A 26,601-nucleotide genomic window follows, 5' to 3' on the forward strand; every position below is an offset into this window, starting at 1 on the left:
ATGCCCGTCACTGCACGCTTCCGATGTCGGAACCCGGGCCCTTATCGGTCGGCGCCCCCCTCGTCCAGCAGCGTCCGGGCAGCCTCGGTAATGGCCACCACTCCACGATGGGTGATGCGGCGTTCGATGGACAAGGCGTAGTAGTCCTCCTGCACCCCGGTGGCGATCCCTACACAGCACAAACCGGACTGCCGTTCGAGCACCTGCCCCACCACCGCCGGCGCAAGGCAGAAGCCCTGGTCACGCTCGGCAAAAGCCTGTGCCAGTGCGGCATCATCGAATTCGCCCACCACCTGCGGCTGCACCCCCGTCCGGGCCAGCCATGCACGCAGCAGGGGACGGGTGGCTGCCGCAGCACCGGGCACCAGGAGCGGAGCCCCGTCGAGACAGTCCGGAAACGCTCCCGGATGAGCCGCCCTCACCCGGGGACTGGCAAAGAATGCCAGATGCGAGCGCCCCAGGCGGTGTGCATAGGCCCGCACGCTCACTGCAGCAGGCACCGGCTGGTCGGCCAGCACCAGATCGAGCTCATGCAGGGCCAGCGCCGACAGCAGCCGCTCCAGGGGGCCTTCGCGGCAGATGAGCCGGACCGGGTCGGACAGCGTCAGTGCCGGCTCCAGCAGCCGGAAGGCCACGGTCTTGGCCAGACTGTCCGACACCCCCACACGCAGCTCCGGAGTGCGCCCCTGCTCTCGCTGGTCGCGCAGCACGGCCTCCAGCTCGGCCCCGGTGGTGAAGATGTCCTGCGCATACCGCAGCACCATGCGGCCCGTATCCGTGAGCTGCAGGGAGCGGCCCACCCGCGCGAAGAGCTCGACCCCGAGCCGCTCCTCCAGTTCGGCGAGCTGCATGCTGATCGCCTGCGGGCTGACATGCAGCACCCGGCTCGCGCGCGTCACGCCGCCCAGCTCGGCCACCTGCTGGAAGTAGTGGAGATGCTTGAAGTTGATCATGGGTAATCGTCAATTTCCATTGAATAAACATCGTGAATTTTAGAATTTACTTGATGAATGTCGATTCCTAGAATGGCTTCCAGCATGTCTTGCCCAGTCAGGCCCTGCTCCCTCTGTACGGAAAAGCGCAAACCTGCTTTTGCCGGCGTTCCGTCTCCTTCTGTTGCCCATTGATGCTCTCTGCCATGGAATTTCTGCTCGATCCCCAGCTCTGGATGGCTTTTGCCATGCTCACCGCACTCGAAATCGTGCTTGGTGTGGACAACATCATTTTTCTGTCGGTGCTGGTCGGCCGGCTGCCGGTTGCCGTGCGCAATCGGGCCCGGCGACTCGGACTGGCCTTTGCCATGGTCACGCGCATCCTGCTGCTGTTCTCGCTGAGCTGGGTCATGGGGCTTACCCGGGATCTGTTCACGCTGGCCGGACATGGCATCAGCGGGCGCGACCTGGTGCTGCTCGGCGGCGGACTCTTCCTGCTCTACAAGGCAGCCCACGAGATCTTCGTGGAGGTGGAGGCGCGCGAGGAGGCCATTCCGGCCGAGGTGCAGGGCGACGGGCGCATCCTGCGCGAAACCGGCGGACGCGTGTTCTGGACCGTGATTGCACAGATTGCGGTGATCGACATCGTGTTCTCGCTTGATTCGGTCATCACGGCTGTGGGCATGGTCAACCACATCGGCGTCATGGTGGCTGCCGTCGTGTGCTCGGTCGGGGTGATGATGTTTGCCGCAGCCCCCATCGGGGAATTCGTGGACCGGCATCCTTCGGTGAAAGTGCTGGCGCTGGCGTTTCTGGTCATGGTGGGCATGGCCCTCACGGCCGAAGCCTTCGATGTCCACATGCCCAAGGGCTACCTCTACGCCGCCATGGCGTTCTCGCTGACGGTGGAAATGCTCAACATCCGTGCCCGCGGCAAGCGCCGTCCCGCCGCACTGGCCCTCCTGCCGATGCCGGGCGATCGGCCGGCCAGCCCCGCCTCCGATCATTGAGCTGCTGCATGCACGTTCAGCTGCCCTGGGTGGCGGAAGGGAACAGGAGTCGGACCTGCCCGGCAGCGCATGGCGCCACCCACCGGGTTTGAAGCCCGGCCGACCCACCGGGGTCGTTTCCCTTCCTTCATGGAACTGCCACGATCGGACTGCTTCCTGTGCAGCTCAGACCGGGGCTTCGCTCTCCTCCAGCACGGGGCTGTCGGTGCGCAGCCTGTGCACATCGCCCACCCGGCGCAGGATGCCGATGCGGTCGAAGTATTCGAGGATCTGGATGGCGCGCTTGCGGCCCAGCCCTGTGGCATCGCGAAAATCCGCTGCCAGAATCTCCCCCTGGTGACGCGTAGCCACCTCCTGGGCCCTGCGTGCCAGGGACCGTATGGTAGCGGGTGCGAAGCAAAGATCCTTGACCACCTGGTGCAATTCCCCACGCCGCGCCATGCGAATCAGGGTCGAGCGCAGCAGGGGCTCGGGTTCGCCGATGCGGGCCGCCAGATCGCGCACCCAGATGCCGTCGAACGCGGCCTGTTCGAGCCAGGGAGTCACCTTCTGCGACAGGCGCTGCTCGGCAGCGGACAGACGCACCCCATGCTCCGGCAGGTGCACGAAGGCGCCCTGCCCTACCAGCACGCCCATCTGCATCCAGCGCGCCAGCAGGGCCTGCCACAAGGGATCGGGCAGACGCGGCAGGGCCAGTCGCCGCAGGCGCGAGGAGGCTGGCCCCAGTTCATCGGGCTGCTGATGGTGAAATTCAGCCAGCACCTTCACCACGGTAGCCCGCGCCTGCTCCATGGCGGAAGCACCCATGGCCCAGGTGCCCTGCGCGTCCCGGTACACGAGCGCATCGGCGGGCACCCCGGGCAGGTTCAGGAGCCCATGCGCCCGACGGAATCGCTCCAGATCGACGCCATGGGGAGCGAGCTTCAGCAAAAGAGCGAGCATCTGGTCCGCCTGGGGAGCTAGAGCGGCCTCCAGTTCGGCCAGCCGCTGGGAGGTACGCCGATAGCGTACCGGCGCAAAGGGATCGAGCACCGTGCCTCCCGCGAGAGTGCGTGTGGCGGAACCGTCCCGCAGTACCACTCGGTCTCCATGCCAGGCCCCGATGGGGCGGCGCGTGACGATCTGCACGCAGGCAGACTGTCCGGGCGCCAGCACGTCCCGATCCAGAATCGCCACCGTGGCAGGTACCGCGCAGGCTCCCAGGTGCAGGGTGACCGGGCTTCCGGAACGCAGGGTTTTGGATTCCTCGTGCCACAGGGTCAGCCGTGCATCGACACGCTGGGTGGCATGGGCGAGCATGGGCGACACGAGCCAGTCTCCGCGTGCAATCGCATCGCGGTCCACCCCCACCACGGCCACGGCACAGCGCTGTCCGGCATGGGCTTCGTCCACGGGCTGGTTCTGCGCATGCAGGCTGCGCACCCGCACGGTCTTCTGTGCGGGAACCAGCGTGAGCGTGTCGCCCACGCGGACCCGCCCTCGATGCACAGTGCCTGTCACCACGGTGCCGGCACCGGTGAGCGTGAATGCGCGATCGATGGCGAGCCGAAAGCCCTGTTCAGGCTCCGGCTCCGCACACGGTGCCGCCGCACCGCCGGTCTGCCGCGTGGCACGGTCCCGTGCGAGCGCAGCCAGCGATTCGCGCAACGCAGCCACCCCTGCCCCGGTGGCGGCAGAGACGACATGGATGGGAGCATCCTGCAGGGGAGTCTGTGCCATCAGTGCCTGCACCTCCTGCCGCACGGCCTCGATCCGTGCCGCATCGACACGATCGGCCTTGGTGATGACCACGGCTCCCGAAGTCAAGCCCAGCAGCGACAGCACTGCCAGATGCTCCCGCGTCTGGGGCATGACGCCGTCATCGGCCGCTACCAGCAGCAGGGCATGGTCGATGCCGGTCGCTCCTGCCAGCATGGTGTGCACCAGACGCTCGTGGCCTGGTACGTCGATGAATCCGATGCGCTCGGCCAGGCCCGGAACCTCCATGAATGCATAGCCCAGCTCGATGCTGATGCCACGCCGACGTTCCTCTGGCAGGCGGTCGGTATCGACGCCGGTGAGCGCACGCACCAGCGTGGTCTTGCCGTGGTCGATATGGCCTGCGGTGCCCACGATCATGCGAGCGCCTCCCGCAGCTGTGCGAGCTGCGACACCAGCAGATCCGGCACTTCGAGGCAACGCAGGTCGAGCACCAGCCGATCCTCGGCAATGCGCCCGATCACCGGCAGGGGCAGACGTCTCAGGGCCGATGCCAGGAGCTCCAGCGCACGCCCACCGCCCTGCCGTGACAGCGGAGCCAGCGTCAGCCCCGCCGAAGGCAGCGATTCCACCGGCAGCGAGCCGGAGCCGATCTGTCCCTTCAGCTCTGCCACCTCTACCACATACCGTCCCTGCACCGCCTGCGCCACCAGAGGCTGCAGCACCTGTGCCATGGCACGGATATCGTCCACAGAACGCGTGAGCAGACGAAGCGTGGGCAGATCACGCGTCAGCCGCTCGGGACGCAGATACAGCTGCAGAGTCGCTTCCAGCGCGGCCAGAGGCAGCTTGCTCATGCGCAGGGCGCGCTTCATGGGGTGCCTGCGGATGCGTTCGACCAGATCGCGCCGTCCCACGATGAGCCCCGCCTGTGGCCCTCCCAGCAGCTTGTCGCCGCTGAAGGTCACCACGTCGCAGCCTGCAGCGAGCATTTCCTGCACCAGCGGTTCCCGGGGCAGGCCATGATCGGCCAGGTCGATGAGCGAACCGCTGCCGAGATCGCTCACCAGCGGCACCCCCCGGGCATGGGCCAGAACCGCCAGTTCTGCCTCGGGCACCGCCTTGGTAAACCCCTGAATCGCGTAGTTGCTGGTGTGGACCTTCATGAGCAGGGCCGTTTCCGCTCCGATGGCCGCCTCGTAATCACGCAGATGGGTGCGGTTGGTCGTCCCTACCTCGACCAGCTGGGCGCCGGCGCTCTCCATCACGTCGGGCATGCGAAAGGCACCCCCGATCTCGACCAGCTCTCCGCGCGACAGCACCACCTCGCGCCCGCGTGCCAGCGCCGCGAGCGTCAGCAGCACGGCGGCGGCATTGTTGTTGACCACGGTGGCGGCCTCTGCCCCGGTGAGGCGGCACAGCAGGGATTCGATCAGGCTGTCGCGATCCCCCCGGCCACCGGCAGCAAGGTCGTATTCCAGATTGTTCGGGCTCGCCATCAGGGTCTGCAGATGCGCGAGTGCCGCCTCGGGGAGCAGGGCCCGACCCAGATTGGTGTGAATGACAGTCCCTGTGAGATTGAGCACCCCCCGCATGCGGGGAGCCAATGCAGCCACCACCTGTCCTCGCACGCCGACCGTCCAGCGGGATGGCGTCATGTCGCTGCGCAGCACCTGCCCCTGCAGCACACGGGCCCGCAGTGCGTCGAGCCAGCTGCGGGTCTCCGCCGCCACCAGGGTGTGCCCGTGTTCGGTCACGAGCGCCGCCACTTCGGGCAGATGGAGCAGGCGGTCCACCGACGGCAGATCGCGGGCCTGTGCCAGCTCCGCTGCGCCCTGCATGGGCTCGGTCGACGAAGCCAGGCTCATGGGGCAGTCCCGGCAGTTCCGTTTGTCACGGGAGCCTCAGGACCGTCTTCTGCCGCTTGGGCGGCTGCAGCGGCCGCAGATTCCGCATCCGGTTCGGCATCCCCGAACATCAGCATGAAATTCACCCCCTGCCGTTCCACGCCAGTCTCGCCGATGAGCAGATCGAGCGTGACCGAGGCCAGGTCATCGGCCACCGGTTCCACCATGGGATCGCGATCGGCATGCAGCAGCTTGAGATAGTGCCCGCAGGACTCGCAGGTTTCTGCCTGGATGACGGCATGGGTCGCGGCTTCTCGCGCATCGTCTTCGGCATCGTCCTCGCTCTGCCCGGGGAGCACCCGCGACAGAGACTGGTAGACCAGCCCCTTGGTGGTATGGCAGTGCGTGCAGGTGATGCGCACCATGTGCCACTCGGTGCCACACAGGCTGCAGTGCAGATAGCGCTGCCCCGCATGGTCGCCCCCGGCCTTGACGATGCTGTCGGTCGGCCGACTGCCACAGCAAGGACAGACACTGGCATCGTCGATGCGGCCAAAGGCGGTCGGCTGCCCCGGGGGCAGTTCCACGGCCTGAACGGCCCGCACGAGGTGCGTCCAGTACACCTGCAGGGCAGCTCCGATGAGCGGAGCTGCCGCCACATCCAGCCCGGTGGAAATTCCGTTGAGCAGACGGTCTGCCTGTGTCTCCAGCCACTCACCAGAGGCCTGCTCCAGCGTCTTCAGGGCCGAAAGTGCCGCCTCGGGTGCCTTGTGCGACAGAGCATGCGCCATGTCGCGCACACAGGCCTGCCAGGCTGGATCACGCGGCCAGTGCGCCGCAGGCAGAGGGGGCTGCCCGAACAGGGCTGCCTGCCGGAGAGCCTCGGCATCCGGCAGGGGCACTGCCGGAAAGCGGTCCAGTGCCTCCTGCTGAAGGTGGGCGATGTCCGCCACGAACCGCAGAAAGTCCCCCATGGGGTGACCGGCAGCAAGCTGGCGCAGGCGCATCTCCCGCTCGGCAAAGCAGGTCGAGGCTTCAGGCAGGATCAGAAAGCCGGGTTCACGGGGCTCGCGCGCAGCAATATCCTCTGCGGCAGGATGGGACGAAGAAAGCGGGGAACTCATGAACGGCAGAATACTACAGACAGTCTTCCGCCCCGGAACCCGGGGATAAGGAAGACGGCAAGGGAAAAGACACACAAAGAAAAGGACCGCTCTGCACACCCGCAGAGGCAGCTGTCACTCAGCCCCACTCCGGTGCCTCGGGTCTTTCAAGAGGGCATGCAGGCATGCCCTCCCCGACCACGGTCGATCGCGAAGCAGGAGAAGGCCTTCAACCATGCGGATCATGCCGGCACCTGCACCCATGCATGGCGCATGCACGGCGCAGACCGTGCACGGAGACCGGCCAGGCGCCGCCCGCCGTGCATCGGCATCACTTGTCGGCCTGTGCGGCCGGGTCGTTGGCCACCTTGCGGTACCAGAGGTAATGGTTCTGCTTGGCCCACCCCGACGACACCGTCCCCTGCGTCATGGCACGGACAGTGCCCTTCACCCACAGCGCAGCATAGATGTGGATCACCACCGTCAGGGAGATCAGAAAGGCAGCCACCGCATGCACCAGCACGGCGAGCCGCTGCACAGGGATCGGAACCGCATGGGCGAACCAGGCCTGCCAGAACAGCACGCCCGTCACGAACAGCAGCAGCAGACATACGAATGTGCCCCAGAACACCCCCTTCTGCCCCGCGTTGTACTTGCCCACGGGAGGCATGGCGGCCTGGTTGCCGGCCAGCATGTCCGAGGAATGCTTTACCCATTCCCAATCGCTGCGCACCGGCACGTTGTCGCGCCAGAAACGGACGAACATGAACAGAAAGGCCACAAACACGCAGATGCCGAAATACGGATGCACGATGCGCGTCCACTGCGGCCCACCGAACAGGTTGGTGAGCGGGAACAGATTGGGATGGAACAGGGCCAGCCCCGAGAACCCAGCCATGCCGAACAGGATCACCATGATCCAGTGGTTGAAGCGCGTCAGGCCGTTGTGACGGAGAAAGTAGCGTTTCATTCGTTGCCTCCTTCCTTGGGATGGGCAGGGATGACCTGGACCAGCTCGCCATCGGCGCGTCGAATCGGATCGGGCACATCGTCCTCATCCTCGGGGGCCTCCTCGGGGCCTACCTTGACGTAGTGGAAGAATCCCGTCACGGCCGCGCCGATCATCGCGGCCAGGGCAATCGGCTTGGCCAGCCCCTTCCACAGCGCCACCAGCGGGCTGATGCGCGGCTCACTGGGAAGGCCGCTGTACAGCTCTGGCTGATCCGCGTGCTGCAGCACGTACATGACGTGGGTGCCGCCCACGCCTTCGGGGTTGTAGACCCCGGCCTGGCCAAAGCCGCGCTCCTTCAGATCCTGCACACGCGTCTCGCCGAAGGCCAGCATGTCGGTCTTGGCACCGAAGCGGATGGCCCCGGTCGGACAGGTCTTCACGCACGCAGGCTCCAGCCCCACGGTCACGCGGTCTGCACACAGCGAACACTTGTAGGCGCGGTGGTCCTTCTCGCTGATGCGGGGCACATCGAAGGGGCATCCCTTGATGCAGTAGCCGCAGCCGATGCAGTTCTCGCTGATGAAGTCCACGATGCCGTTGCTGTACTTCACGATGGCTCCGGGCGAAGGGCAGGCCTTCAGGCAACCCGGGTCCTCGCAGTGCATGCAGCCGTCCTTGCGGATCAGCCATTCGAGCCGGCCCTTCTCCACTTCCACTTCGGAGAAGCGCATCACGGTCCAGGCCTCCGGCCCCAGATCGGCCGGATTGTCGTACACCCCCACGTTCACCCCCACGGGCGGACGCAGGTCGTTCCACTCCATGCACGCCGACTGGCAGGCCTTGCAGCCGATGCAGCTGGAGACGTCGATGAGCTTGGCGACTTCAGGGATGGCATTGCGCACCTGTGGCGTCGGCGTGGTCGTGGCCGAGCGCTTGGCAATGTCGAGGGATTGCAAAGATGACATGTCACAACTCTCCTGCCGCTCAGGCCTTCTCGATATTGACGGTGAAGCTCTTGTACTCGGGCGTCTGGGTGTTCGCATCCCCCACGAAGGGCGTCAGCGTGTTGACCAGATAGCCGGGCTTGGTCTGTCCGAGGAAGCCCCAATGATTGGGAAGCCCCACGGTATGCACCTTCCTGCCGTCACACGAGAGTTGCGGAATGCGCTTGGTCACCACGGCCACGGCCTTGATGTAGCCCCGATTGCTCGACACCTTCACCATGTCGCCGTGGGCAATGCCCTTTTCGCGAGCCAGCTCCTCGCCGATCTCCACAAACTGCTGCGGCTGCAGCACCGCGTTGATGCGTGCGTGCTTGGTCCAGTAGTGGAAATGCTCGGTGAGCCGGTAGCTCGTGGCCACGTAGGGGAATTCGGACGGCTTGCCGAAGGCCTCCATGTCGCCCTTGAACACCCGCGCAGCCGGATTCGACTTGGCACGGACATTTTGAGGGTGCATGGGGTTGCGTTCCAGCGGCGTCTCGAACGGTTCGTAGTGCTCGGGCAGTGGTCCGTCCACAAGGCCGGTCGGCGCGAAGAGCCGCCCCACCCCCTCGGCCGTCATGATGAACGGCATCATGCGTTCGGCCTCTGCCGGATCGGCATCCACCTTGAAGTCCGGCACATCGGAGCCGGCCCACTTGGTCCCGTTCCAGAACACCAGCTTGCGCCGTGCATCCCAGGGCTTGCCGTCGGGCGCAGCGGATGCCGCGTTGTACAGGATGCGGCGATTCACCGGCCAGGCCCAGGCCCAGTTCGGCGTCTGACCGTTGTTCCAGGGATCGCTGTTGTCGCGGCGTGCCATCTGGTTGCCGGCCTGGGTCCAGGCCCCTGTGTAGACCCAGCACCCCGCTGCCGTGCTGCCGTCATCGCGCAGCCACGCAAAGCTCCCGAGCTGTTCCCCCGCCTTGGCCAGCAGCTGCGGCTGTGCACCGGGCTGCTTGGGATCGGCTGGCGCCACCAGATCGGTCAAAGCCCTGCCGTTGTACTCCATGGCCAGCTCGGACGGACTGGGTGACTTCGGCAGCCGGTATTTCCAGTCCAGATTGAGAATCGGGTCAGGGAAAGCCCCTCCCGACTTCTGGTAGGCCGCACGCAGGCGCACAAAGAGCTCGGCAATGATCTCGATGTCGGGACGCGCCTCACCCGGTGGACGTGCTCCGGCCCAGTGCCACTGCAGCCAGCGGCTGGAATTGGTGATGGAACCCTCCTCCTCGGCAAAGCAGGTGGTCGGCAGCCGGAAGACGGTCGTCTGGATGCTCTCGCTCCTGACGTCGTTGTGCTCGCCGTAGTTCTTCCAGAACTCCGCCGTTTCGGTGTTGAGCGGATCCATCGTGACCAGGAACTTGAGCTTCGAGAGCCCGGCGATGATCTTCTTCTTGTTCGGGAAGGAAGCCACTGGGTTGAAGCCCTGGCAGAAGTAGCCCGTCAGCCGCCCCTGGTTCATCATCTCGAAGGCCTTGAGCACGTCGTAGAGCTCGTTGGACTTCGGCAGATACTGGAAAGCCCAGTCGTTGTCGGCCCGTGCCGCATCGCCGTACCACGCCTTCTGCAGACTCACGAAGAACTTGGGATAGTTCTGCCAGTAACTCATCTGGTTGGGCCGCAGGGGCTTGAGCGCGCGCGCCGCCAGATAGCCCTGCAAATCCTGCTCGGCTTCCTTGGCAATCGTCATGTAGCCAGGCAGATTCGTCGACAGCAGGCCCAGGTCGGTCAGACCCTGGATATTGCTGTGCCCACGCAGGGCATTGACGCCTCCACCCAGCAGGCCGATATTGCCCAGAAGCAACTGCATCATCGCCGCCGTGCGGATGATCTGCGTACCCATGCTGTGCTGTGTCCAGCCCAGGGCGTACAGGATGGTCATCACCCGATCGGTGGTGCTGGTGCTGGCGATCGTCTCGCACACATGCAGGAACTTGTCCTTGGGCGTGCCAGTGATCTGCTCGACCTTTTCGGGCGTATAGCGCGCATAGTGGCGCTTCATGAGCTGGAGCACGCAACGCGGATGCTGCAGGGTCGGATCGACCTTGGCGTACTCGCCATCCTTCTCGTAGGCCCAGCTGCTGTTGTCGTACTTGCGCGTGGCCGCATCGTATCCCGAGAAGATACCGTCCTCGAAGCCATACCCCTCGCCCACGATGAACGCGGCATTGGTGTAGTTGCGCACGTATTCCTTCTGGATCCTGTCGTGCGTGAGCAGATAGTTGATCACGCCGCCCAGAAAGGCAATGTCGCTGCCCGCCCGGATAGGGGCGTAGTAATCGGCCATCGCAGCCGAGCGCGTAAAGCGCGGATCGACCACCACCAGCTTCGCCTTGTTGCGCTGCTTGGCTTCGATCACCCACTTGAATCCCACGGGATGCGCCTCGGCGGCGTTGCCTCCCATGACCAGCACGATATCGGCGTTCTTGATGTCCTCCCAGTGGTTGGTCATCGCGCCGCGGCCAAACGTCGGAGCCAGACTGGCTACCGTCGGGCCGTGTCAGACACGTGCCTGGTTGTCGAATACCAGCAGTCCCAGACTGCGCATCACCTTGTGGGTGAGATAGCCGGCCTCGTTCGAGGAAGCAGAGGCTGCCAGGAACCCCGTGGAGAGCCAGCGGTTCACCGTCTGTCCTGCTTCGTTGGTGGCCTGGAAGTGCGCATCCCGGTCTTCCTTCATCAGGCGGGCAATGCGGTCGAGCGCCTCATCCCATCCAATGCGCTTCCATTCGGTGCTGCCCGGCTCCCGCACGGCGGGATACTCCAGGCGGCTGGGACTGTGCACGAAGTCCAGCAACCCCGCTCCCTTGGGGCACAGCGATCCCCGGCTCACCGGATGATCGGGATCTCCCTCGATGTGAATGATGCTGCCGCGCACATTTCTGGCGCCATCACCCTGCGTGTACATGATGAGCCCGCACCCCACGGAACAGTACGTGCAGGTATTGCGGGTCTCGGTCGAACGGGCCAGCTTGAAGCCGCGGGTCTCAGCCATGGCAGCCGTGGGCGAAAAGCCCAGAGCCGCCAGACTCGATCCCACCAGCCCCGCCGCGCTGACCCGGAAGAACTGCCTCCGGTCCATGTCCATGGGGATTTTCTCCTTGTCTGTCAGAGTGATGTCCGAACCTGCATACAGCCGCATCCTAAGGCGAACGTGTCTTTCTTTCTGCCGGGTTTTCCCGGTGAGTCTGGACAAGACCTGTTCCCTACCCGGCTGCATGCAGTGCGCGCCACATCGGACGCGCTTTCTCGACGTTGCAGGCGCGATGATATGCAGCGCTCCGAAACATGCATATCCACATCCAGGTTCTCTGGTAAATTGGTCAGGTTTTCAGACCAATTCCGACTGAACATTCCCTGAAGCACCGCGCGGTGCATCTCCCCCTGACACCAGCCATCCCCTGTGCAGCATATCTGCCACCACAGCCTGGCCCGCCCCGCCATGCTCCGCTCCGAACACCCGAGCCGCTTCCCGCATGGCCAGCAGCTCCGGGGAAAGAGGGGCCGATCCGCCCGGCTGCAGCAATTCCATTGCGCCATGCACCGCGACGGACATGTCCGCACAGCGCCGCGCCGCTCCCGCCGCCACAGCCTGTTCGCTGGCCTCCGCAAAATTGAAGGTGTGGGGCCCCACCAGCACGGCGCAGCCACAGGCACAGGCCTCGATCAGGTTCTGTCCTCCCAGCGGCGCAAAACTGCCCCCCATGAGCACCAGATCGGCCATGGCGTAATACATCTGCATCTCGCCCATGCTGTCCCCCAGCCACAGCACCGGCCGGGGCGCCTCCGAGGGCACAGAATGCACCACCTGCCCCCACTGGCTGCGTCGCCGCACCTCCCAGCCAGCTGCCCGTGCCTCGGCCGCCACTGCATCAAACCGCTGCGGGTGACGCGGCACCAGCATCCAGTGCACGCCATGCAGCGCATCCGACGGCAGGGCCGCAAGCGCATCCAGAAAAAGCTTTTCCTCCCCTTCCCTGCTGCTCGCCAGCATGCATACCGGCCCTTGCATTTCGAGCTGCTCACGCCAGGCATGGCCGGCAACGGACAGTGCCTCGTCCGGCCGCACATCGAACTTCAGATTGCCTGTGACCTGCACTTCGGGTGCATGCAGCGCACGCAGACGCCGGGCATCCTGCGCGGTCTGGGCATAGGCCACCGCCAAGCCCCCATATCCTGCAAAGGCCAGTCCGCGCAGGCGCAAGGATCTGCGGAAGGTTCGATCGTTCACTCTGGCATTGACCAGTGCCATGGGAACCCCGTGGCGACGACTCTGCGCGAGAAGCTCGGGCCACATCTCGGTTTCCATGAGCAATCCCACCCGAGGCCGAAACAGCTCCAGAAAGCGCCGCACCGGCCCCGGCGCATCCCAGGGCAACCACACCTGCATGTCGCCCGGCTGCAGCAGACGCATTCCCTCCTGCCTGCCCGTAGCCGTGCCGTGCGTCAGCAGGACATGCACGTCCGGCTGTGCTGCCCGGATCGCCGCGAGCAGCAGCCCGGCCGCACGCGTCTCGCCCAGCGACACGGCGTGGATCCACACCCACTGCCCCGCATGCGCCCGTGCAAGCTGCTGTTCCTCGACGGTGTAGCGCCCGAAGCGCTGGGGAATGGCATGCAGGTACAGCGGCTCGCTGCGTCCCCGCCTGTGCAATTTGCGCAGCAGCAGGGGCGTGGCCAGTGTGGTCAGCCCCCGGTAGATGGACATCAGCATGCCTGCTCACTCCTCAGCCGAGGAAAGGCCTCGGCTCTCCGCCCGCCTGACAGAGTCCGGGGCAGGGGCTCCCATGCGGAGCACGCCCCTGGCGTCCGTCGCTGCGGCTGCGGTTCTCGCATCATGCGGGGACATGCATCGTCTGCCGCGCTCAGTGCGCTGCAGCTCCCGGCTGCGCATCGGGTTTGACCCGGCGCAGCAGCGCCATCATGGCTGCTTCGATCCGTGCCAGTGCGTCAGGCGTCTGCCCCTCGAACCGCAGAACCAGCACCGGTGTGGTGTTGGAGGCCCGAATCAGCCCAAAACCATCCTCCCAGTCCACGCGCACACCATCCACTCCCGTGATGGTCGCCTGCCCTGCAAATGCTTCTTCGGCCAGCGGGAGCAGCTCGGCGGCCACACGGTGGGGCTCGCCCTCGGCGCAGGACACATTGATTTCCGGGGTGGAGCAGCTGGTGGGCAGCGCATTGAGCACCGCCGAAGGATCATCGGAATGGCTCAGGATTTCGAGCAGACGCGCCCCGGCATAGGTGCCATCGTCAAAGCCGTACCAACGCTCCTTGAAGAAGATGTGGCCACTCATTTCGCCACCCAGTGGGGCATCGAGCTCCTTCATCTTGGCCTTCACCAGCGAATGCCCTGTCTTGTACATGAGTGGACGCCCACCTGCTGCTTCGATGGCGGGCGCAAGCTGCTGCGTGCATTTCACATCGAACACGATGGTGCCCCCTGGAACGCGCGACAGCACATCACGTGCAAACAGCATGAGCTGACGATCCGGATAGATGACGTGCCCGTCCTTGGTGACGATGCCCAGGCGATCCCCATCGCCATCGAAGGCCAGCCCCAGTTCAGCGTCCGAGTTGCGCAGCGCCCGCTTGACATCCTCCAGATTCTCCAGCTTGCTGGGATCGGGATGGTGGTTGGGGAAATTCCCGTCCACTTCGCTGTAGAGCTCCTGCACCTCGCAGCCCAGCCCGCGGAAAATCTCCGGTGCCGAGGCACCTGCCACACCATTGCCGCAATCCACCACGATCTTCATGGGACGCGCCAGCGCGATGGTCTTCACGATGCGGTCGCGATAGGCCGGAAACACATCCACCGTCCGCACACGGCCTCCGGGCTGGAGGTTCCAGCTTTCCTCCTCGATGAGGGTGCGCAGCTGCTGAATCTCCTCTCCATGAATGGCACGTCCCTGCAGCACCATCTTGAAGCCGTTGTGGTCCTTGGGATTGTGACTGCCTGTCACCTGAATGCCGCTGTCGCACTCGGTATGGGCTGCGAAATACAGCATGGGAGTCGTCACCATGCCGATGTCGATCACCTCGACACCCGTCTCCTGCAGCCCCTGCTTGAGCGCCTCCACCAGCATCGGGCCACTCAGCCGTCCATCGCGGCCCACGGCCACGCTGCGGCTGCCCAATGCCATGGCCCGGGTCCCGAAAGCCCGCCCCAGGGCGCGGGCCATGTCGGAATCCAGTGTGGAAGGCACCACACCACGAATGTCATACGCCTTGAAGATGGAAGCAGGTATTTGCATGATTCGATTACGGAAGGAATAACTTCTCCATTGTAATCAGCCAAAAATCCTGTTTCTGCGCTCACAGGCACACATTCCCCTCCCCATTTCTCAGCAGTGCAAACGGAACATGCGGTCACGCACCTCCCTGCGCTGGCGTGCGATGTGATCCATTTTCTGCGGCCCTCCGCCCTGACGCGCCATGGCGTCCAGATTGCGGATCTGCGCGTCCAGTGCACGGCATTGCCGGTCATGCCAGGAAGCCTGTGCTCCCTGCACCACCACCGCGCCCCGGCCTGTCTGCGATGCAGAAGATCCTCTTGCAACCGCGGTGACAGGTTCGGGAGCCGGCTGTCGCGCCTGCCACTGCTGCTGTGCATAGACCACCTGATCCTGGAAGGACATTGCCGCAGGAACGCTGAAGATGTCAGTCGTCAGCCCCGCCTGATCGGCACATCGGCGCAACGACCAGAACAAACCTCCTCCGCTGTAGGCACTGCAGCGATACAGAAACACGGTCCCGGCAGGAGGCTCGTTGCTGTAGGTGGAAACCGGCGCCGCATCCATCGCCTTGGGCGCTGCACACCGCGGCTCGGTCGAATAGGAGTTTCCGCAACGATAGATGGGTTGTGCATATCCCGGCTGCACCCCCGGCAACAGCCCCATCCACATCATTCCCAAAGCCAGAAAACGCTTCATGGTGTCTCCATCCTGAAATGTCCGTGACAGGCATCATAGACATACCAGAGCCTCACAGGGAAGATGGAACTTCCTCGCTGGTCAAGACAGTGACTCCCACACTTCGGAAACAGACATGAAAAAGCCCCGCGAGGACCGAGGTCTGCAGGGCTTGATCGAAGCGATCGCTGGTGCCGGTTGTCGGATTTGAACTGACGACCTACCGCTTACAAGGCGGGTGCTCTACCAACTGAGCTAAACCGGCAACGCGTGCATTATAGGGAAGAAAGGACAACGTCCTGCACCCTGCCTGATGCCAGATGGCACTTCATTCGAAGAAATGATGCAGGTGTTCACTTCACCACACGCAGGGAGCTGACCTTGCGGGCAGGCGTCGATTGCATGCCACCCTCTCCAGCTGCAGGAGACGAAGCATCAGCCTGCGGCTCATCACCTCCCATCGGATCATGCCCATGCACTTCCAGCGTGGATGGCTGCGAGGGCTGCTCAGAGGAGGACTGACCGTCATCCGGCGCATCCTCCACCTCGAAACCCATGCCCTGCCCGGTTTCCCGGGCATAGATGGCCTGCACCCGCTCCACAGGAACGATGATTTCGCGCACCTTGCCAGAGAAGCGTGCCTTGAAACGCACCTCCTCGTTGCCGAGGCTCAAGCCTCCAGTCGCATCCATGCCGACATTGAGCACGATCTCGCCATCATGCACGAACTCACGGGGGACCGAGACCGTATGGTCCACCTTCACGAGCAGATAGGGAGTCAGCCCATTGTCCGAACACCACTCGTGCCATGCCCGAATCATGTAGGGACGCGTGGATGTCAAGGCAGGTTGGGACATGGGAGGATCCTTCAGTCAGGGAAGTGGAAAGCCACGAAAAATCAGCGGCGCATGACCTTTTCGGAAGGCGTGAGCGCTTCGATGTAGGCAGGACGCGAGAAAATCCGCTCCGCATACTTCAGCAGCGGAGAGGCATTCTTGCTGAGCTCGATGCCATAGTAGTCGAGGCGCCACAGCAGCGGTGCAATGGCTACATCCAGCATGGAAAAATTGTCTCCCAGCATGTACTTGTTCTTGAGGAACACAGGCGCCAGCTGCGTCAGGCGATCGCGGATCTGGTTGCGTGCCTTGTCGAGTGCCTTGTCGTTGCCCTTGATGCTGCGATCCTCCAGCACCGAGACGTGCGTAAAGAGTTCCTTCTCGAAGTTCAGCAGAAACAGACGCACGCGCGCGCGGTCCACCGGATCTCCAGGCATGAGCTGGGGATGCGGAAAACGCTCGTCGATGTATTCATTGATGATGTTCGATTCATACAGGATCAGATCACGCTCGACGAGAATCGGCACCTGCCCGTAGGGGTTCATCACATTGATGTCCTCGGGCTTGTTGTACAGATCGACATCGCGGATCTCGAAGTCCATGCCCTTCTCGAACAGCACGAATCGGCAACGGTGAGAGAAGGGGCAGGTAGTGCCGGAATACAGAACCATCATGATGGGAAAGTCCCTTTCTGCGCTGCCATGGGGCATGACAGCCTATAAACCAAAAAAGAGTGGGCACCGTCAGTGCCGGTGCGCCCACTCTCCTGTCCCCCGCAGACTGCGAGGGATTGACCTCACGTGCTTACTTCACGTCCTTCCAGTAGGCACGATTGAGCTTCCAGGCGATGAGCCCGAAAATCGCAAGGTAAGCCAGCACGAAAATCCCGATGGTCTTGCGGGTCTTCTGAGCCGGCTCGGCCATCCACTGCATGTAGTTCACCAGGTCACCGACGTTCTGATCGAACACGGCAGGATCCATGGTTCCCGGGCTGACCTGTTCCCACTTGCCTGTGAACACCTCGGTTGCCGGACCGGAACCTTCCTTGACGGTGTGGAATACCGGCTTGCGCTCGCCCTGCAGTTCCCACAGCACGTTGGGCATGGCCACGTTGTGGAACACCGTGTTGTTCCAGCCGGTCTGGCTGTTGGGATCGCGGTAGAAGCTGCGCAGATAGGTGTAGAGGTAATCCGCACCGGTACGGCCAGCCCCTGCACGGGAACGGGCAATCACGGTCAGATCGGGAGGAGTGGTACCGAACCATGCCTTGCCCTGCTTGGGCGTCATGGCCACGGACATGGTCTCACCCACCTTCTGGTCGGTAAAGATCAGGTTGTCCTTGATCTGCTGGTCGCTCAGACCGATGTCCTTCAGACGGTTGTAACGCATGAAGTTCGCGGAGTGGCAGTTCAGGCAGTAGTTGACGAACAGCTTGACACCGTTCTGCAGCGAGGGCAGGTTGGAACTGTCGACCGGAGCCTTGTCCCACTTGATGTCGCCCCCTTCGTTGGCATACGCCACACTGCCCAGCATGCCGGCTGCGCACAGCAGGCCAGCGATCACATTCTTGATTTGTTTCATGATGCTTTCTCCTGTGCTCATTCTCAGTGGGGCTTGAAGGTGACACGAGCCGGAACGGGCTTGGGATCACCCAGCTGGCTCCACCAGGGCATGAGCAGGAAGAAACCAAAGTAGATCAGGGTACCGACCTGGGAGATGAACTGGTAGACCGGAGAGGGCGGCTGAACACCCAGGTAGGCCAGCGCGATGAAGTCGACGACGAACACGCCATAGACCACCTTGTGCCAGTCCGGACGGTAGCGGATCGACTTGACGGGGCTGTTGTCGAGCCACGGCAGGAAGAAGAGGATGATCACGGCACCACCCATGGCCACCACACCCCAGAACTTGGCGTCGATGGCAAGGAACAGCACACACAGCACCGCAGCGCCACCCACCGTCACCATCTTGGCAATGGCGGAGAGCTTGCACTTGGTGACCGCAAACAGGGCTGCCACTACGGTAATGCCCATCACCACATACACCATCTGGGTCGTCATGGCGCGCAGCATGGAATAGAACGGGGTGAAATACCAGACCGGCGCAATATGCAGCGGGGTGGTCATGGGATCAGCCGGGATGAAGTTGTTGTACTCGAGGAAGTAACCGCCCATTTCGGGAGCGAAGAACACCACCGCGCAGAACACGAACAGGAACACGGCCACGCCCAGGATGTCATGGACGGTGTAGTAGGGATGGAAGGGAATGCCATCTGCAGGCGCAGTGGCGGACCAGCGGTTGCCCTTGGGACCCTGCTTGATCTCGACACCGTCAGGGTTGTTGGAACCCACATCGTGCAGGGCCAGCAAGTGAGCCACCACCAGGCCCAGCAGCACCAGCGGAACGGCAATGACGTGGAAGCTGAAGAAGCGGTTCAGCGTGGCGTCGCTCACCACATAGTCACCGCGAATGAGCAGGGAGAGATCCGGACCAATGAACGGAATGGCGGAGAACAGGTTCACGATCACCTGTGCACCCCAGTAGGACATCTGCCCCCAGGGAAGCAGATAGCCCATGAAGGCTTCGGCCATCAGCGCCAGGAAGATGCCGCAGCCGAACAGCCACACCAGCTCGCGGGGCTTGCGGTAGCTGCCGTACAGAAGACCGCGGAACATGTGGAGATACACCACCACGAAGAAGGCCGAAGCCCCCGTGGAATGGGTATAGCGGATCCACCAGCCTGCGGGCACGTCGCGCATGATGTACTCGACCGAGGCGAACGCCAGGCGTGCGTCGGGCTTGTAGTGCATGACGAGGAAGATCCCCGTCACGATCTGGATCACCAGAACCAGCAGTGCCAGGGAGCCGAAGATGTACCAGAAGTTGAAGTTCTTCGGCGCATAGTACTCGGACATGTGCACGCGGTAGGCAGAGAACATGGTCGGGAAACGGTTCTCGAACCAGTTCGTCAGCTTGGCGCCGGCCGGTGCATTGGGAGAAATTTCTTTGAATTCAGCCATGTTGTGTCACCTCAAGCCTTCTTGTCTTCGCCGATGAGCAGTTTGGTCTCGGACAGGAACATGTAGGGAGGAACCTCCAGGTTGTCCGGTGCGGGCTTGTTCTTGAACACGCGACCTGCGAGGTCGAACGTGGAGCCGTGGCAGGGGCAAAGGAAGCCACCCGGCCAATCGGTGGGCAGCGACGGCTGCGCACCTGGCGCGAACTTGGAATTCGGGGAGCAGCCCAGATGCGTGCAGATCCCGATCATCACCATGAATTCGGGATTGCGCGAACGCCACTGGTTCTTGGCGTATTCGGGGGTGGGAATGTTGGTGCGATCGGACTGGGGATCGACCAGCTGGGCTTCGTCTTTCTTGAGCGATGCCAGCATCTCGGGCGTGCGACGCAGGATCCACACGGGCTTGCCGCGCCATTCCACGGTCTTCATTTCGCCGGGCTTGATGTCGGAGATGTCGGCCTCCACGGGCGCACCAGCAGCCTTTGCCAGCTCCGACGGCTCAAAGCTGCTGATCAGGGGCACGGCAACGCCGGCCGCTCCTACTGCACCGGCACAGCCCGATGCAATCAGCCAGGTGCGTTTACTGGCGTCCACTGGTGTATCACTCATAGGGAATCCTCAAGATGTACTGTTACGCATGTTCACAGCAGGGTTAACCTTGTTATTGTAGCTCAGTGACAGTCTGTAATTCAATGTAGCCCGGGAAGGAGGCCCCAACCTCCGTATGCCATACTCCCACCATTCACACTGCTTTCATCCAGAAAGGTTCGATATGGGAATGCTCAATGAATTCAAGGAGTTCGCCGTCAAAGGAAATGCCGTTGACCTCGCGGTCGGCGTGATCATCGGGGGGGCTTTCGGCAAGATCGTCGACTCCCTCGTCAAGGACATCATCATGCCCGTGATCAGCATGGTGATCGGCAAGATCGATTTTTCCAACCTCTACGTCGTGCTGGGCACGGTTCCTGCAGGAACTCCACACACGCTCGACGCCATGCAGAAAGCAGGGGTACCGGTCTTCGCATACGGCAACTTCATCACCATTCTGGTGAACTTCCTCATTCTGGCCTTCATCATCTTTCTGATGGTCAAGCAGATCAATCGCCTCAAGCACGCCGAACCCGAGGCCGCTCCGGCACCCGAGGCGCCCAAGGAAGAAGTGGTTCTGCTGCGTGAGATCCGCGACAGCCTGAATCGCCAGTGATGCCCTCTGCGCCCGCTGCCGTACAAGGAAGCGGGCGCTTTTCAGCTCCCCGCGCCGTGTGCCGGTGAGAAGTCCGAGGCACTCAGCATGCGTGCCATGTCCAGTGCAGCCAACAGGCTCTGCGCATCGGCCCTGGCAGTCCCCGCCAGATCGAAGGCGGTGCCATGGTCTGGACTGGTGCGCACAAGCGGGAGGCCGAGCGTGACGTTGACGCCCTGCTCCACTCCGAGGTATTTGACAGGGATCAGTCCCTGGTCGTGGTACATGGCAATCACGACGTCACAGAACGGAATCGGTGCATGTGCAGCAGCATGGGCCTGCATGAAGACGGTGTCGGGTGGATAGGGACCATGCACATGCATGCCCAAGGCCTGCGCACGCGCCACCGCAGGAATGATCACCTCCTGCTCCTCGGTGCCGAACAGCCCTCCCTCTCCAGCGTGGGGGTTGAGCCCCGCCACGGCGATGTTCGGAGGGCGATGGGCCTGCCGCGCCACGGTACGCGCCAGAAAATCATGGGTGATGCGCAGGGTTTCCTCGACCTGGGAAGCTGTCACTGCCTCGATCGCCTGGCGCAGGCTGACATGGATGCTGTTGAGGACAGTGCGCAGATCCGGATTGGCCAGCATCATCCGCACCGGCATGTCGGACACGGAAACCCCTGCATGTTCCGCGGCCAGCGCCTGCAGCATTTCGGTATGCCCCGGCCATGGATATCCTGCCTGGGCCAGCGCCTCCTTGTGGATGGGCGCGGTGACCAGGGCACGGTAACGTCCCTGGAGCACGCCTCGCGCTCCATGCTCAATGGCCTGCGCGGCCATGTGGCCTGCCAGGGACTGCACCTGTCCCCATGCGGGCAAGTCGGAGCACGGCTCTCCCACCTGCGACACACGCAGGATCGGCTGCCCTGCCAGGCCCTGCCGAGGCGCTTCATTTTCAGGCACCAGACGGGGGATATTCTGGGATGGAAGGCCATGACGCCTGCAGACATCAAGTGCGCGCTCCATGATGCGTCGATCGCCCGCCACCACCGCATCCCGAAAAAGTTCTGGCCGTGCGGCACAGGCCTTGACAATGATCTCTGGGCCGATGCCGGCTGGATCCCCCATGCTGATGACGATGGGAGGTTCGGCAAACGCCGACGCAATGAAAGGCGAGGAAGATTGCATGAGTCTCTGACAGCACGGGTACGAGACGTCCCCGTGCATAGGGGAACAGTTCGGGAAGTTTCACGGCAGTGACGCACCGGTCATGCCGGATTGTCGATTTCGATGTACTGGTGCTCAAGCCCGTGCAGGTCGGCAACGGCACGCCCCAGTGCCTGTACGCCGTAGCGCTCGGTGGCATGGTGCCCACAGGCAATATACGCCACCCCACATTCCCGTGCATAGTGCACCTGGGGCTCGGAAATCTCGCCGGTCAGATACACATCCGCTCCTGCTGCGATGGCTGCCTCGAAATACCCTTGCCCGCCTCCCGTGCACCACGCCACGCGCCGTACGGAACGGTGGGATTCTGAAGGCTCGACCAGCAGGGCACGGTGGCCCAGCACGCGCTCCACGTGCTGGGCAAACAGGGCTGCGCTGGGAAACACGTCTCCGGCCGGCTCCCCAAGACAAAGCAGGTTCTGTTCGCCCGTTCGCTCGTCCACCCGCAGACCGAGCTGCTGCCCCAGCTGAACATTGTTGCCAAGCTCAGGATGCGCATCCAGGGGAAGGTGGTACGCGTACACATTGAGGTCATGCTGCAGAAGCAACCGGAGTCGCTCCTTCATCCAGCCAGTGACGCGACCATCCTGTCCACGCCAGAACAGGCCATGGTGCACCAGCAGGGCATCGGCTCCTGCCGCGATGGCCGCCTCGATGAGTGCACGGCTTGCCGTGACTCCCGTCACCAGCCGACGAATCTGCGCCCTGCCCTCGACCTGCAGTCCATTGGGGCCATAATCGCGGAAGCCGCCTGGTTGCAGTATCTGGTCCAACGTCTGCAGCAGTTCATTGCGGTGCATGAATTCTCCTTCCTGAAAGAGGGGCGTCTGTGAATGAAGCACGGCCCCGTTTTGCCGTCACCTTCCGGTCATGAAACGTCTTTGGTTGTTATTTTCGCAGGTCGTGACCGTGGTTCTCGCCGTGTATCTGGTCGTGGCGGCGATGCGTCCGCAATGGCTTGGCGGCATGGCGCGCACATCGGGAGCATCTGCTCCCATCGAAGTGACCCCCTCCTCGCATCAGCCTCCCCCCGAAACGCTGCGGAGCGCGGCACGCACGGCCTCGCCTGCGGTGGTGAGCATCATCACCAATCCCGATCAGCGCACGGGGGACGGTCGAGACAGGCTGTCGCCTCCTGCTGCTGCGGCATCGAGCGAAGACGGCGAAGACGATATCTTTTCCGGAGTGGGCAGCGGGGTGATCGTCGACCCGCGCGGCTACATCCTCACCAACAACCATGTGCTGCAGGAGGCGCGGACCATCGAAGTGGTCCTCAATGATGGACGGCATGCGAATGCGCGCACCGTGGGAACCGATCCTGATACCGATCTGGCCGTGCTCAAGATCGATCTCGGACAGGTGCCTGCCATTGCCTTCGGAGACTCCACTGCCTTGCAGGTGGGAGACCCCGTGCTGGCCATCGGCAATCCATTCGGAGTGGGCCAGACCGTGACGAGCGGCATCGTGAGCGCGCTGGGCCGCAGCCAGCTGGGCATCAACACCTTCGAGGATTTCATCCAGACAGATGCAGCCATCAACCCGGGCAATTCCGGTGGTGCGCTGGTCGACATCCATGGCAAGCTGATCGGCATCAATACGGCCATCTATTCCCGCACCGGGGGATACATGGGCATAGGGTTTGCCACGCCTGCCGCCACGGCACGCCAGGTGCTTGAAGGCATCATTCGCGACGGGCATGTGACGCGGGGCTGGATCGGCGTGGAACCGTCCGACCTGACTCCGGAGATGGCAAGCACCTTCCATGTCCCCGAGGGCAGTGGCGTGCTGCTGACGGGGGTCATCCAGGGCGGACCGGCTGCCCGTGCCGGCATGCTTCCGGGGGACCTGATCACCACGGTCGATGGCTCCCGGGTGGACAGTGTGCAGAGTCTGCTGTCCACCGTTTCGGGCCTGAAGCCGGGCAGGACAGCCCCGTTCGGGGTCATGCGCAAGGGAGCGACGGTGGTGCTGCAGGTCACGATCCAGCAGCGGCCTCGGCCGCCCAAGGCAGCAATACAGAACGCTCCAGGAGTGACGGAATAGAAAGCCCCTACCCTACGGATTGACGTTCGGCACCTTGCAGTGTCGCTGGGCAGAACGCCGAATCCTGGATACGGAACGTGGACCTACTTGCCTGTCGTGACGTCGGTCGACGCAGAAGTCTGGGCTTCTTCTGCGTCTTCGGGAGCACGGCCCACATGCGAGAACCACCGCGCTCCCAGAATGCCGATTTCATAGAGCAGGCACATGGGAATGGCCAGTGCCAGCTGCGACATCACATCGGGAGGAGTCACCACGGCAGCCACGATGAAGGCCACCACCACGAAGTAGCCCCGGAACGCCCGCAGCTTCTCGACCGTGACCATCTCGAAGCGCACCAGCAGCATGACGATGATGGGCACCTGGAATGCCAGTGCAAATGCCAGGTACAGCGACAGAATGGCCTCTACATAGGAAGCTACGTCCGGAGTGGCCGCCACGGAAGCCGGTGTGAAGCGCTGGATGAAGGTGAACATCTTGTCCAGCACGAAGAACTGCACAAAGGCAATGCCGCAATAAGCCAGGAAACTCCCGAAGATGATGAGGGGAAGTGCAAACTGCTTCTCGTGCCTGTAGAGGCCTGGCGCCACAAAGGACCACAGCTGGTACATGACCCATGGCAGAGCCAGCAGCACCGCCACGATCATGAGCACCTTCAGGGGAATGAAGAAGGGCGAGAACACATCCACCGCGATGAGTCTGGCGTTGGGCGGCATGTGGGCGCGGATGGGGTGCGCGATGAAGTTGAGCAGCCCATCCGGCCCCGGATAGATCGCCAGCACGATCGCAGCGGCCGCGATGCCGTACAGGCTGTAGAGCAGACGGTCACGCAGCTCGATGAGGTGTTCGACGAAAGGCTGTTCGGAGCCGGTGAGTTCGTCTTCCTGGGAAGGATCTGCCATAGTGGAAGGGTCAATCAGTCACGATGAAGGCTGGCGCCGCCAGAAGGACGCGCCAGAGAAGTCTGCGCCAAGGAAACACGGATGCATGGAAGCGGCGCGGAATGGCCCTGCCTTTACACGCGGGGCGTGGGCTTGCGTGGACGGAAGCGCGCCACCCGGGCCGCCCCCGATTGCACATGGGTACGCACGCCCTGCCGTGTCTTGTACCAGTGCGGCATGGCGGTGCGCTTGATGCGCCAGTTCTTGCGGGGAGGCTGGTAGGCGGTGTGCCCCACATCGGCCCAGGACATCCCGCTCGCGGCACTGCCCGCGGCAGCACCGGTCGGCAGAGGAGACTGCGCAGCGCCTTCGGTGCCTTCCAGCCCCGCCTGCATCTCTCCGGCAGTGGCATGAAAGGACTGCTCGACATCGTGAGCAGCCTGCTCGACGGAATCCTTCATCTTGCGCAGCTCTTCCATTTCCATGGTGCGAGCCACTTCGGACTTGACGTCGTTCACGTAGCGTTGCGCGCGCCCGAGCAGCGTGCCCACAGTGCGTGCCACGCGAGGCAGACGCTCCGGCCCGATGACGATGAGCGCCACCGCGCCAATCAGCGCCAGCTTGGAAATACCCAGATCGATCACGTCCGCCTACCCCCGGCTCCCGAAGACTCAGGACTTGTTCTTGGCCTCGACATCGATGGTGCGTGCCGCATTGCTGGCAGCGGAAGAGTCCGCAGTGACCTTGGGCTGATCGGCAGCCGGCGTTTCGCCATCGCGCATGCCTTCCTTGAAGCCCTTGACGGCGCTTCCGAGATCGGAACCGATGTTCTTGAGCTTCTTGGTACCGAAGATCATCACCACGATCAGCAGCACGATGAGCCAATGCCAGATCGAAAAAGAACCCATGTCGCTCTCCTAGCAGAATCAATGAGGGGATTGTAATGGGGCAGGCCCGGATGCGCAGGCTCCCCTGCACTGCCCTTTGCACGCGTCAAGGCGCTCCGCCCTGCAGATGGTGCGGAATCCAGGTTGTTCAGCCCTTGAGCCAGGGACGAGGGCCACCGATGACGTGCACGTGCAGGTGTTGAACCTCCTGTCCACCGTGCTCCCCCGTGTTGATGATGATGCGGAAGCCTCCCTGGGGATAGGGCTCGCAGCCCTGCTCCATCGCCAGGCGCGGGGCGAGGGTCATGATCTTGCCCATGAGAGCGGCATCTTCCGCTGTGAGCTGTGCCATGGACGGAATGTGTCGCTTGGGCACGATGAGGAAATGCACCGGCGCCCAGGGGTGGATGTCATGGAAGGCGTAGACGTCCTCGTCCTCGTAGACCTTGCTGGAGGGAATCTGGCCCTCGACTATCTTGCAGAAAATGCAGTCCGGATCGTGTGTCATGGCAATGAAAGAGGAAGAGAAAGGAAATGGCGTGGAACACGCCACCCTGGAATGACAAAACTGCATCAGGGAAGTACAGGCCGCCCATCCCGCATGCAGACCATGCCCCGAACGATGCGATAGAGGAACCAGATCGACACCAGACTCCACGCCACCCAGCCGGGAATGAGCATGATCCAGAGAGGTGCGGTGATGGCATACCACAGGGCCGCCCAGATCACCGTACGGATGCGCCAGCGAAAATGGCTCTCCTGCCAGGTGCCGGCGGCATCGTCCCGCATGACCAGATCCAGCACAAAGGCGACGATCAGCAACCCGACTCCGACCTGCGTGCCGGGCAGCACAGCCGAGACGGCCACAATGAGATGGAGCACATAGCTGACCCACCCCACGGACACAAGCCGATCCAGCCGGTCAGCGCCTGTCTGCGCCTGGGACCCGGTGCCCCCCTGTTCGGGAGGCTGCGCACGGAATTCACGGGCCTGCACGTCGATGATGTCATCCTTCATGAAGCTCTCCTGCGTAAAGTGAACTGTGCTGGACTGTGCGGAACTGTGCCGCACCGCGTCAGAAAGATGCGTA

At 63.2% G+C, this 26,601-nt stretch carries 25 protein-coding genes and 2 tRNA genes; 3 read left to right on the forward strand and 24 right to left on the reverse strand.

The window, feature by feature from the left end:
• Positions 1-41: 41 nt before the first annotated feature.
• Positions 42-953, reverse strand: coding sequence for a LysR family transcriptional regulator (locus ACP2WS_RS03280; RefSeq protein ID WP_374491429.1), 912 nt, complete (start codon positions 951-953; stop codon positions 42-44).
• Between the two features lie 185 nt (positions 954-1,138).
• On the opposite strand from ACP2WS_RS03280, the gene ACP2WS_RS03285 reads away from it, so the two are divergent.
• Positions 1,139-1,942, forward strand: coding sequence for a TerC family protein (locus tag ACP2WS_RS03285; RefSeq protein ID WP_374491431.1), 804 nt, complete (start codon positions 1,139-1,141; stop codon positions 1,940-1,942).
• Between the two features lie 30 nt (positions 1,943-1,972).
• On the opposite strand, the gene ACP2WS_RS03290 is transcribed toward ACP2WS_RS03285, so the two are convergent.
• From ACP2WS_RS03290 to petA, 16 genes are all read right to left on the reverse strand, one after another.
• Positions 1,973-2,068 (reverse strand) — tRNA-Sec (locus ACP2WS_RS03290).
• 39 nt (positions 2,069-2,107) lie between these two features.
• On the reverse strand, positions 2,108-4,060 hold the full coding sequence (selB, locus tag ACP2WS_RS03295) for a selenocysteine-specific translation elongation factor (protein WP_426459490.1): 1,953 nt from the start codon (positions 4,058-4,060) through the stop codon (positions 2,108-2,110).
• Positions 4,057-5,508: an L-seryl-tRNA(Sec) selenium transferase gene (gene selA, locus ACP2WS_RS03300; RefSeq protein WP_426459491.1), complete on the reverse strand. Its 1,452-nt coding sequence runs from the start codon at positions 5,506-5,508 to the stop codon at positions 4,057-4,059. The genes selB and selA overlap by 4 nt, the downstream gene beginning before the upstream one ends.
• Entirely contained in the window at positions 5,505-6,611 is a 1,107-nt protein-coding gene (gene fdhE, locus ACP2WS_RS03305) for a formate dehydrogenase accessory protein FdhE (protein WP_426459492.1), read from the reverse strand. Before fdhE ends, selA begins: the two co-directional genes overlap by 4 nt.
• Positions 6,612-6,921: 310 nt before the next feature.
• Positions 6,922-7,560 carry a formate dehydrogenase subunit gamma gene (locus ACP2WS_RS03310; protein WP_374491438.1) on the reverse strand — a complete coding sequence of 213 codons (639 nt, stop codon included), beginning with the start codon at positions 7,558-7,560 and terminating at the stop codon, positions 6,922-6,924.
• Positions 7,557-8,507, reverse strand: coding sequence for a formate dehydrogenase subunit beta (gene fdxH / locus ACP2WS_RS03315; protein WP_374491440.1), 951 nt, complete (start codon positions 8,505-8,507; stop codon positions 7,557-7,559). The genes ACP2WS_RS03310 and fdxH overlap by 4 nt, the downstream gene beginning before the upstream one ends.
• A gap of 19 nt (positions 8,508-8,526) precedes the next feature.
• The gene (gene fdnG / locus ACP2WS_RS03320; RefSeq protein WP_426459493.1) at positions 8,527-11,613 is read right to left on the reverse strand and encodes a formate dehydrogenase-N subunit alpha; all 3,087 of its coding nucleotides are present in this window, start codon (positions 11,611-11,613) and stop codon (positions 8,527-8,529) included.
• A gap of 243 nt (positions 11,614-11,856) precedes the next feature.
• Positions 11,857-13,239 (reverse strand): 3-deoxy-D-manno-octulosonic acid transferase, encoded by a 1,383-nt coding sequence (locus tag ACP2WS_RS03325; RefSeq protein ID WP_426459494.1) that lies wholly within the window; start codon positions 13,237-13,239, stop codon positions 11,857-11,859.
• A 151-nt stretch (positions 13,240-13,390) separates the two neighbouring features.
• Entirely contained in the window at positions 13,391-14,779 is a 1,389-nt protein-coding gene (locus tag ACP2WS_RS03330; protein ID WP_426459496.1) for a phosphomannomutase/phosphoglucomutase, read from the reverse strand.
• Between the two features lie 90 nt (positions 14,780-14,869).
• Positions 14,870-15,457, reverse strand: coding sequence for a hypothetical protein (locus tag ACP2WS_RS03335; RefSeq protein ID WP_426459497.1), 588 nt, complete (start codon positions 15,455-15,457; stop codon positions 14,870-14,872).
• Between the two features lie 168 nt (positions 15,458-15,625).
• Positions 15,626-15,701: transfer RNA gene (locus ACP2WS_RS03340), tRNA-Thr, on the reverse strand.
• 88 nt (positions 15,702-15,789) lie between these two features.
• Positions 15,790-16,293, reverse strand: a complete 504-nt coding sequence (locus ACP2WS_RS03345) for a ClpXP protease specificity-enhancing factor (RefSeq protein ID WP_426459499.1) — start codon at positions 16,291-16,293, stop codon at positions 15,790-15,792.
• A 41-nt stretch (positions 16,294-16,334) separates the two neighbouring features.
• On the reverse strand, positions 16,335-16,946 hold the full coding sequence (locus tag ACP2WS_RS03350) for a glutathione S-transferase N-terminal domain-containing protein (RefSeq protein ID WP_374491453.1): 612 nt from the start codon (positions 16,944-16,946) through the stop codon (positions 16,335-16,337).
• A gap of 130 nt (positions 16,947-17,076) precedes the next feature.
• Entirely contained in the window at positions 17,077-17,844 is a 768-nt protein-coding gene (locus ACP2WS_RS03355) for a cytochrome c1 (protein WP_374491657.1), read from the reverse strand.
• Between the two features lie 32 nt (positions 17,845-17,876).
• Positions 17,877-19,292, reverse strand: coding sequence for a cytochrome b (locus ACP2WS_RS03360; RefSeq protein WP_374491455.1), 1,416 nt, complete (start codon positions 19,290-19,292; stop codon positions 17,877-17,879).
• 11 nt (positions 19,293-19,303) lie between these two features.
• Positions 19,304-19,900 (reverse strand): ubiquinol-cytochrome c reductase iron-sulfur subunit, encoded by a 597-nt coding sequence (gene petA / locus ACP2WS_RS03365; RefSeq protein WP_374491458.1) that lies wholly within the window; start codon positions 19,898-19,900, stop codon positions 19,304-19,306.
• A 163-nt stretch (positions 19,901-20,063) separates the two neighbouring features.
• On the opposite strand from petA, the gene mscL reads away from it, so the two are divergent.
• Positions 20,064-20,495: a large conductance mechanosensitive channel protein MscL gene (gene mscL, locus ACP2WS_RS03370; protein WP_374491460.1), complete on the forward strand. Its 432-nt coding sequence runs from the start codon at positions 20,064-20,066 to the stop codon at positions 20,493-20,495.
• A gap of 41 nt (positions 20,496-20,536) precedes the next feature.
• Here the strand turns inward: mscL and pdxA are convergent, their stop codons facing one another.
• Positions 20,537-21,664 (reverse strand): 4-hydroxythreonine-4-phosphate dehydrogenase PdxA, encoded by a 1,128-nt coding sequence (pdxA, locus tag ACP2WS_RS03375; protein WP_426459500.1) that lies wholly within the window; start codon positions 21,662-21,664, stop codon positions 20,537-20,539.
• Positions 21,665-21,744: 80 nt separating this feature from the next.
• Positions 21,745-22,503: a Nif3-like dinuclear metal center hexameric protein gene (locus tag ACP2WS_RS03380; RefSeq protein ID WP_426459501.1), complete on the reverse strand. Its 759-nt coding sequence runs from the start codon at positions 22,501-22,503 to the stop codon at positions 21,745-21,747.
• 70 nt (positions 22,504-22,573) lie between these two features.
• Here ACP2WS_RS03380 and ACP2WS_RS03385 point away from each other — a divergent pair, with 70 nt between their 5' ends.
• Positions 22,574-23,746 carry a S1C family serine protease gene (locus ACP2WS_RS03385; RefSeq protein WP_374491466.1) on the forward strand — a complete coding sequence of 391 codons (1,173 nt, stop codon included), beginning with the start codon at positions 22,574-22,576 and terminating at the stop codon, positions 23,744-23,746.
• 83 nt (positions 23,747-23,829) lie between these two features.
• On the opposite strand, the gene tatC is transcribed toward ACP2WS_RS03385, so the two are convergent.
• The 5 genes from tatC to ACP2WS_RS03410 all read right to left on the reverse strand — a co-directional run bounded on the left by tatC (position 23,830) and on the right by ACP2WS_RS03410 (position 26,528).
• Positions 23,830-24,645 carry a twin-arginine translocase subunit TatC gene (tatC, locus tag ACP2WS_RS03390; RefSeq protein WP_374491468.1) on the reverse strand — a complete coding sequence of 272 codons (816 nt, stop codon included), beginning with the start codon at positions 24,643-24,645 and terminating at the stop codon, positions 23,830-23,832.
• 113 nt (positions 24,646-24,758) lie between these two features.
• Positions 24,759-25,268, reverse strand: coding sequence for a Sec-independent protein translocase protein TatB (gene tatB / locus ACP2WS_RS03395; RefSeq protein WP_426459504.1), 510 nt, complete (start codon positions 25,266-25,268; stop codon positions 24,759-24,761).
• 27 nt (positions 25,269-25,295) lie between these two features.
• The gene (gene tatA, locus ACP2WS_RS03400) at positions 25,296-25,532 is read right to left on the reverse strand and encodes a Sec-independent protein translocase subunit TatA (RefSeq protein ID WP_374491472.1); all 237 of its coding nucleotides are present in this window, start codon (positions 25,530-25,532) and stop codon (positions 25,296-25,298) included.
• Positions 25,533-25,659: 127 nt separating this feature from the next.
• Positions 25,660-26,019: a histidine triad nucleotide-binding protein gene (locus tag ACP2WS_RS03405; protein WP_374491474.1), complete on the reverse strand. Its 360-nt coding sequence runs from the start codon at positions 26,017-26,019 to the stop codon at positions 25,660-25,662.
• Positions 26,020-26,084: 65 nt separating this feature from the next.
• Entirely contained in the window at positions 26,085-26,528 is a 444-nt protein-coding gene (locus ACP2WS_RS03410) for a DUF4870 family protein (protein WP_374491476.1), read from the reverse strand.
• Between the last annotated feature and the right edge of the window lie 73 nt (positions 26,529-26,601).

Source organism: Brachymonas moutaii (nom. illeg.) (assembly GCF_049977365.1).
In the GTDB taxonomy this organism is placed as follows: Bacteria; Pseudomonadota; Gammaproteobacteria; order Burkholderiales; family Burkholderiaceae_C; genus Brachymonas.